Origin of the sequence: Actinomadura sp. WAC 06369, from assembly GCF_003947565.1 — a bacterium.
In the GTDB taxonomy this organism is placed as follows: Bacteria; Actinomycetota; Actinomycetes; order Streptosporangiales; family Streptosporangiaceae; genus Spirillospora; species Spirillospora rifamycini.
The window spans coordinates 1-6,708 of the sequence record NZ_QHJN01000264.1; the positions used below are offsets into that span (position 1 = coordinate 1).

Annotated in this window: 7 protein-coding genes; 3 read left to right on the plus strand and 4 right to left on the minus strand. The window is 74.8% G+C overall.

Features of this window, described 5'->3' with window-relative positions; translation table 11 throughout:
* Together DMH08_RS37555 and DMH08_RS37560 are read right to left on the minus strand one after the other, a co-directional pair.
* A partial coding sequence (locus DMH08_RS37555; protein WP_125620984.1) for a hypothetical protein occupies nucleotides 1-1,497 on the minus strand: 1,497 nt, incomplete at its 3' end.
* Nucleotides 1,498-1,530: 33 nt separating this feature from the next.
* The gene (locus tag DMH08_RS37560) at nucleotides 1,531-2,058 is read right to left on the minus strand and encodes a gamma carbonic anhydrase family protein (RefSeq protein WP_125620986.1); all 528 of its coding nucleotides are present in this window, start codon (nucleotides 2,056-2,058) and stop codon (nucleotides 1,531-1,533) included.
* A 273-nt stretch (nucleotides 2,059-2,331) separates the two neighbouring features.
* On the opposite strand from DMH08_RS37560, the gene DMH08_RS37565 reads away from it, so the two are divergent.
* The 3 genes from DMH08_RS37565 (at nucleotide 2,332) to DMH08_RS37575 (ending at nucleotide 4,281) form a co-directional block, all read left to right on the plus strand.
* Nucleotides 2,332-3,402 carry a DivIVA domain-containing protein gene (locus DMH08_RS37565; protein ID WP_125620988.1) on the plus strand — a complete coding sequence of 357 codons (1,071 nt, stop codon included), beginning with the start codon at nucleotides 2,332-2,334 and terminating at the stop codon, nucleotides 3,400-3,402.
* A 9-nt stretch (nucleotides 3,403-3,411) separates the two neighbouring features.
* The gene (gene def / locus DMH08_RS37570) at nucleotides 3,412-3,933 is read left to right on the plus strand and encodes a peptide deformylase (RefSeq protein WP_026404438.1); all 522 of its coding nucleotides are present in this window, start codon (nucleotides 3,412-3,414) and stop codon (nucleotides 3,931-3,933) included.
* 99 nt (nucleotides 3,934-4,032) lie between these two features.
* Complete coding sequence (locus tag DMH08_RS37575) at nucleotides 4,033-4,281, plus strand: hypothetical protein (protein ID WP_125620990.1); 249 nt, start codon at nucleotides 4,033-4,035, stop codon at nucleotides 4,279-4,281.
* Here the strand turns inward: DMH08_RS37575 and DMH08_RS37580 are convergent.
* Both DMH08_RS37580 and DMH08_RS37585 read right to left on the minus strand, forming a co-directional pair.
* Nucleotides 4,278-5,825 carry a sensor histidine kinase gene (locus tag DMH08_RS37580; protein WP_125620992.1) on the minus strand — a complete coding sequence of 516 codons (1,548 nt, stop codon included), beginning with the start codon at nucleotides 5,823-5,825 and terminating at the stop codon, nucleotides 4,278-4,280. The two genes, DMH08_RS37575 and DMH08_RS37580, sit on opposite strands and share 4 nt — an antisense overlap.
* Complete coding sequence (locus DMH08_RS37585) at nucleotides 5,822-6,553, minus strand: response regulator transcription factor (RefSeq protein ID WP_051301204.1); 732 nt, start codon at nucleotides 6,551-6,553, stop codon at nucleotides 5,822-5,824. Before DMH08_RS37585 ends, DMH08_RS37580 begins: the two co-directional genes overlap by 4 nt.
* Nucleotides 6,554-6,708: the final 155 nt, after the last annotated feature.

Consider the following 6,708-nt stretch of genomic DNA (forward strand, 5'->3'; position numbering starts at 1 on the left):
GCCCGGCGGGACCGGGGCGGCGCCGGGGGCCAGGCCGGGCTGGCTCTGCATCGCGGACGCCGGGGGCGGCATCGCGGGGCGCGGCGTGGACGTGTGGGTGGGCGACTGCGCGGTGGCGCGGGCCCGGTTGCGGCCGATGATCCCGGCGACGACGGCGGTGGGGACGGGGAAGCCGCGGGGGCGCGCGGGCATGCCGCCGAGGCGGCACCAGGCGAGGTCGACCTCGTACATGGCGGCGAGGAGGGCCTCGGCGCCGGGGCCGGACCCGGCGGCGGACCGGAGCGGTTCGGGGAGGCGCATGTCGTCGGGCCACAGCCGGCGCAGCGGGTGGCCCTGCTGGTCGGTGACGGCCTGCACCGTGTAGCGGATCTCCGGGTCCAGCCAGGGGACGATCGAGCCCGCGACGTCGCGCCGGACGACGGCGAGGTCGGCGGCCAGCAGCGCGGCGGCGACGAGGCGGGGCTCGATGTAGGCGGGGTCGGCGGGGTCGCCGGAGAGGTCGGCGATGACCTCGGACAGCGTGTAGAACACGTGCCGCAGGTCGTCGCCGGGCGAGCTCTCGTTGCGCAGCGCGGGCACGAGGTTCGGCGGGCAGCGGGTGAGCCACTGCTGGGCGATGGCCTGGTCGCCGTACGGGAGCGCGTCGTAGTCGACGGTCGGGTTCGCGAGGGTCGTGCCGAGGATCGCGAGCAGCGCGTCGGCCCGGGTCTGGAACCGGACGTCCTCGCGCAGGGCGTTCGCGACCGCCCACATGGTGCGGAGGACGACGACGGCGGCGTCCACGCGGCTCGCGCGGAGCCGTTCGGCGTACAGGCCGACGAGGGACTCGAGGGTCGGCGGGGTCAGCCAGCGGGGGCCGTCGACGTCGGGCAGCGGGGCCGCCCGGTAGGGCTTCCACAGGTCGAGCATCTGCGCGTCGAGCCGGGAGTCGAAGGCGGGCGCGGGCGCGCACCACAGCATGACGCCCCACGCGGCGACGACGGTGGACGGCGTCTCGGGCGTGAACTGCGACCACCAGTGCGGGTACTCGGACGCGGTCAGCGCGGCGGCGGACTGGACGGTCGCGGCGACGCGGGACGTCAGGTCGGTCGCGAAGCCGCGGCCGACGAACGGGAGCCCGGCGGGCGGGTCGTAGGCGAAGTCGGGCCCGGCGGGGACGACGTGCGGGGGCAGGTCGGGGACGCGCCCGCCGCCCTGCCGCGCGGGCCGCGCGGCCATCCGGACGGCGGGGGTGCGCGGCGGCGGGCACAGGTACCACTGCCCGTCGGACGGGTGCAGCCGGTACCAGCGCGCCCAGGCGCCGAACAGCCACCACGTCCCGTCGGGCAGCACGAGCATGCGGCCGCCGATCGAGTGCTGCCGCTGCTGCGGCGGCGCCGACGGCCACCATGCCGCGGCCACCATCGCCCGCGTGTCGCGCTCGGCCTCCGTGAACGGATCAGACCCCCGCAGGGGGCTGGGCGGCGGAGCACTGCCATAGCCCGGTCCCCACACCACGCCCGTCATCGTAGTCAGCCGGGCGGCGGCGGGTCACTCGATCCAGGTCGCGGTGGTGCGGTGCTGCCGCGCCTTGCGGACGTAGATGTCCGGTGTGTGCTCGAGGACGAGCCGGTCGTCGTCGCGGAGTTCGCGGACGACCTTGCCGGGCGTGCCCGCGACGAGCACCCCGGACGGGATGGTCTTGCCGGGCGGCACGAGGGCCCCGGCGGCGACGAGGGTGCCCGCGCCGATGCGGGCGCCGTTCAGGACGATCGCGCCGATGCCGATCAGCGCGCCCGTCTCGACGTGCGCGCCGTGCACCATCGCCTTGTGCCCGAGGCTGACCCGGTCTTCGAGGACGGCGGGCATGCCGGGGTCGGCGTGCAGGCAGCAGAGGTCCTGGATGTTGCATTCGTCGCCGACGACGATCTCCTCGTCGTCGCCGCGCAGCACGGACCCGTACCAGACGTTCGCCGCGCGCCCCAGCTTCACCCGTCCGACGACGACGGCGCCGGGCGCCACCCACGCGTCCGGGTGGATGTCCGGACGGTCGGTCCCCAGTGATCCCACGTAGCTCATGGGGCCCGATGCTAGGCGGCGCCGTCCACAGGGCTGTGGACGGCCTCGCGACACGGGCCCTCGGTGGGGCGAGATTTTCCTATAGATCAGGTAGTTTGTCGGGCCTACCCGGACGAAGAAACGGCAGCAAGAGCGGCGTTCCGGTTGCGCGCACCCGTGGTACCGGACGAGAGTCGAACCTGACGTTTCCACCGCGGGCCCGCTCCACCGGCGGGTGAGGATGCATCCGACCCTGACGGGGTGATACCCCCGCCAACGACCCCCCAAGGCATCATGAGCAACGAAGCCGAAATCCTGCCGAATCTCCTCAAAGACGAGCAATTCGAGATCGTCATGCGCGGCTACAACCGCCGCCAGGTCGACGACTACATCGCCCGTGCCCACCAGAAGCACCGCGAGCTCGAGGCGCGGCTGGCGCGGGCGCAGGACGACGCCGAACGCATCCGCCGCGAGATGGCCGAGCTGCGCGAGGCGCGCAAGCCGACCGGGGACGACCTGTCCGACCGGCTCCGGCAGATCATCAATCTCGCCGAGGACGAGGCGCAGGACAAGATCGCCCAGGCGGAGGCCAAGGGGGAGGAGATCCGCGAGGACGCCGAGCAGGAGTCCAAGCGGATCCTCGACGACGCCCGCGGGCACGCGGAGAAGAACCTCGCGACCGCGCAGCAGAAGGCCGAGCAGGTGCTGGGGGCGGCCGAGAAGGAGGCCGACCGGGTGCTGTCGTCGGCGCAGCAGGAGGCCGAGCAGACGGTGACGACCGCGCGGGTCGAGGCGGAGCGCACCCTCACCACCGCCGAGCGCCGCGCCGGGGTCATCAACGACGGCGCCACGCAGCGGCTCAACGCGCTGACCAAGAACCACACGCAGGCGCTCCAGCGGCTCACCGAGATCAGCGAGACCCTGCACCGGCTGCTGACCGCCGAGAACGAGGCGGGACCGCTGGAGAAGATGGTCGAGGACGCCGTCAAGCAGTCGTCCGCGCCGCGCAAGCAGGCCCCGGCCGCGGGCAAGGCGGCCAAGCCCGCCGACGCGCCGGCCGCCGAGCCGAAGCCGCGCCCCGCGCCCGCCGCCCGCGCCGGCGGGCCCGGTCGCGCCGGACGCGCCGTCGGCCGCCGCCCAGCCGGCCCCGGCGAAGCCGCAGCCCGCGGTGCACAAGCCCGGGCCCGAGGCGGCCGACGTCCCCGCGCCGCCGGTCGCGAAGCACGCGCGTCCGGCCGCGGAGCCCGGCCCGTCGCCCGCGGGGCACGGCCCGGTGCCGCCGCAGCCGCGCGGCCCGCTCGACCCGGCCTGAGGCGCGTGCGGTGCGCCCGGCGGCGTCCGGGCGCACCGCGGCGCGTTCTATAGGATTTTCGGGTGAGCAAGCGAACCACCACGCGCAAGGGGAATCCGCGCCCGATCCGGGTCGTCGGGGACCCGGTCCTGCGGACCGAGTGCGACCCGGTGCGGACGTTCGACGCCTCCCTCGAACGCCTCGTCGACGACATGTTCGCCACCATGTACGCCGAGAACGGCGCCGGGGTGGCGGCGAACCAGGTGGGGGTCGGCCTTCGCGTGTTCGTCTACGACTGCGACGACGACCGGGGCCGCCGCCACGTCGGGCACGTCGTCAACCCGGTCCTGACGGTCGCCGACGGCGCCGCGCTCGTCGAGTCGGAGGGCTGCCTGAGCGTGCCCGACCTGCGGTTCGACACCCCCCGGGCCGAGCACGCGGTCGTCGAGGGCGTCGACGTGAAGGGCGCCCCGGTCCGCGTCGAGGGGACGGGGTACTTCGCCCGCTGCCTCCAGCACGAGTGCGGGCACCTGGACGGGCGCCTCTACATCGACGTCCTGTCCGGGGACGCCCGCCGCGAGGCGATGCGCGCCCTGCGCGCCTGACCCCCGGTCTCCGCGGGGCGACATCCTCCGAAAGTGGGGGTCGCGGGATAGGGAAATGGGTCCTCGCACCGATGGTGGCCGCCCGGTTCTTTGCGTCTCATGGAAGGAGACGCGGAACCCCGGAGGACGGCCATGGTGGAGTACGGCGAGGCGGCCCGGACGACGGAGCGGCGCCGCCCGTGGTGGCGCGGCCGCCCGCTGCTGTGGGTGCTGCTGGTCGCGGCGCTCGCGATGCTGGTCACCGGCATGGTGCTGCACGAGGTGGGGCTGATGTCGCTGGGCCTGATCGGCGCGGGCGTGACGGCGTCGCTGCTGGACCCGCACGGCTTCCGCGGCCCGCCGCGCTAGTCGGTGTCGAGGGGGATGACGACGCGGAAGACGGCGCCCTCGCCGGGGGTCGAGTCGACCTCGACGACGCCGTCGTGCGCGGCGACGAGGGCCGCGACGATCGCGAGGCCGAGGCCCGTGCCGCCGTCCTCCCGGGAGCGGGACGCGTCCGCCCGGTAGAAGCGCTCGAAGACGCGCTCCTTCGCCTCCGGGGAGAGGCCCGGCCCCTCGTCGGCGACCTCGACGGCGGCGGCGGGCGCGCCGCGCAGCGTGCCGGACGCCAGCCGCACCTCGACGGGCGTCCCCGCGGGCGTGTGCGCGAGCGCGTTCGTCAGCAGGTTGCCGAGCACCTGCCGCAGCCGCGGCTCGTCCCCCCGGACCTGGTAGGCCGTGCCGCCGGCGACCTTCAGCTGGACGGCCCGGTCCGGCGCGAGCACGCGGGTCTCCTGGACGGTGTCGGCGGCGACGGCGAGCAGGTCGACGGGGCGGCGCTCGATGGGGCGCTGCCGGTCGAGGCGGGCGAGCAGGAGGAGGTCCTCGACGAGCAGGCCCATGCGGGCGGCGGTGTCCTCGATGCGGCCGATCAGCCGGCCCTGTTCCTCGGGGCCGCGCGCGGCGCCCTGCCGGTAGAACTCGGCGAAGCCGCGGATGGCGGTGAGCGGGGTGCGCAGCTCGTGGCTGGCGTCGGCGATGAACCGCCGCATCCGCTCCTCCGAGCGCCGCGCGGACTCCTCCGACCGGCGCGCCGCCTCCTCCGACTCGGCGCGGGCCCGGAACGCCGCCTCGATCTGCGCGAGCATGCTGTTCAGCGACCGGCCGAGCCGCCCCATCTCCGTCCGCCGGTCGGCCTCGGGGACGCGCCGCGACAGGTTCCCCGCCGCGATCGCCCCCGCCGTCGCCTCGATCGCCGACAGCGGCCGCAGCGCCGCCCGGACGACCCACGCGCCGAGGCCCACGAGCACCGACAGCACGGACAGGCCGACGATCAGGTCGATCGCGACGAGCCGCCGGACCGTCTGCTCGATCTGCGCCATGCTGGTGCCGAGGACGAGCGTGCCGCCGCCCGGGATCGGCGCGGCGAGCACCCGCCACGGGGACCCCGAACCGCCCGCGCCCGGCACGGTGAACGGCTCGTCCAGCCGCCCGGACAGGTCGGCGGGCAGCCGCGGGTAGCCGCGCTCGTCGAGCGCGGTGCTGCGGTCGACGACCCGGTTGCCGGTCGTGCGGATCTCCCCGTAGGTCTCGCTGGGGATCCGCAGCTCGATGGGCCGGACGCCGCGCTCCAGGTACGGCCGGACCTGCTCGATGGTGCGGTCCACCGAGCTGTACAGCTGCTCGTCGGCGCGGTTCACCAGGTACTGCCGCAGGACGGACGCGCCCGCGACGGCCATCACGGTCATCCCGAGGGTGACGAGCACCATCATCCCGGCGATCAGCTTGACGCGCAGCGACGTCCGCCCCCAGAGGCGCCCGAGCCCGGTGAGCGGCCGCCGCCCGGGCGGGCGCGCCGGGTGCGCGCCGTACGGGCCCGGCGGCGCGGGCCCGCCGGGCGGCGCGGCGGTCATCCCGTCTTCGGGGGCTCGCGCAGCACGTAGCCCACGCCCCGCAGGGTGTGGATCAGCCGCGGCTCGACGTTGTCGACCTTGCGGCGCAGCGCGGACACGTACGACTCGACGATCCCCGCGTCGCCCTGGAAGTCGTAGTTCCACACGTGGTCGAGGATCTGCGCCTTCGACACGACCCGTCCGGCGTTCGCCATGAAGTAGCGCAGCAGCTTGAACTCGGTCGGCGAGAGCTGGATGGCGCGGCCGTTCCGCCACACCTCGTGGCTGTCCTCGTCGAGCTCGATGTCGGCGAACACCAGCCGCGGCGGGGGTTCGGCGGTCCCGCCGCGGAACCGCCGCAGCACCGCCCGGATGCGGGCGATGACCTCCTCCAGGCTGAACGGCTTGGTGACGTAGTCGTCGCCGCCGATCGTGAGGCCCTTGATCCGGTCCTGGACGGCGTCGCGGGCCGTGAGGAACAGGACGGGCGTGTGGTCGCCCCCGGACCGCAGCCGGCGCGCGACGTCGAACCCGTCGATGTCGGGCAGCATCACGTCGAGGACGATCAGGTCGGGCCGGTGCCGCCGCGCCGACTGCACCGCGTCCGCCCCGTTCGTCGCCGTCACCACCTCGAAGCCGGTGAACCGCAGGCTCCCGGCGAGCAGTTCGAGGATGTTCGGCTCGTCCTCGACGACGAGCAGGGTCGCCTCGGGTGTCCGGCCGCCGTTCGCGCCCGTCCGTTCAACCAACTGACACAGCTCCCTCCACCATCACGGTAGAGGTTCCCATCCGAAGCTGAATGCTCCCTGAACGTTCCCGGGGGATGCGGTGACCGCCGCCGCGGCGGCGGTCACCGCATCCCCCGGGAACGTTCAGGGAGCATTCAGCTTCGGATGGGAACCTC

Excerpts from the sequence above, each read along its gene's own strand:
- DMH08_RS37560 (WP_125620986.1), bottom strand. The coding sequence starts at position 2,058 with ATGAGCTACGTGGGATCACTGGGGACCGACCGTCCGGACATCCACCCG.
- DMH08_RS37565 (WP_125620988.1), top strand. The coding sequence starts at position 2,332 with ATGAGCAACGAAGCCGAAATCCTGCCGAATCTCCTCAAAGACGAGCAA.
- DMH08_RS37575 (WP_125620990.1), top strand. The coding sequence starts at position 4,033 with ATGGAAGGAGACGCGGAACCCCGGAGGACGGCCATGGTGGAGTACGGC.
- DMH08_RS37580 (WP_125620992.1), bottom strand. The coding sequence starts at position 5,825 with ATGACCGCCGCGCCGCCCGGCGGGCCCGCGCCGCCGGGCCCGTACGGC.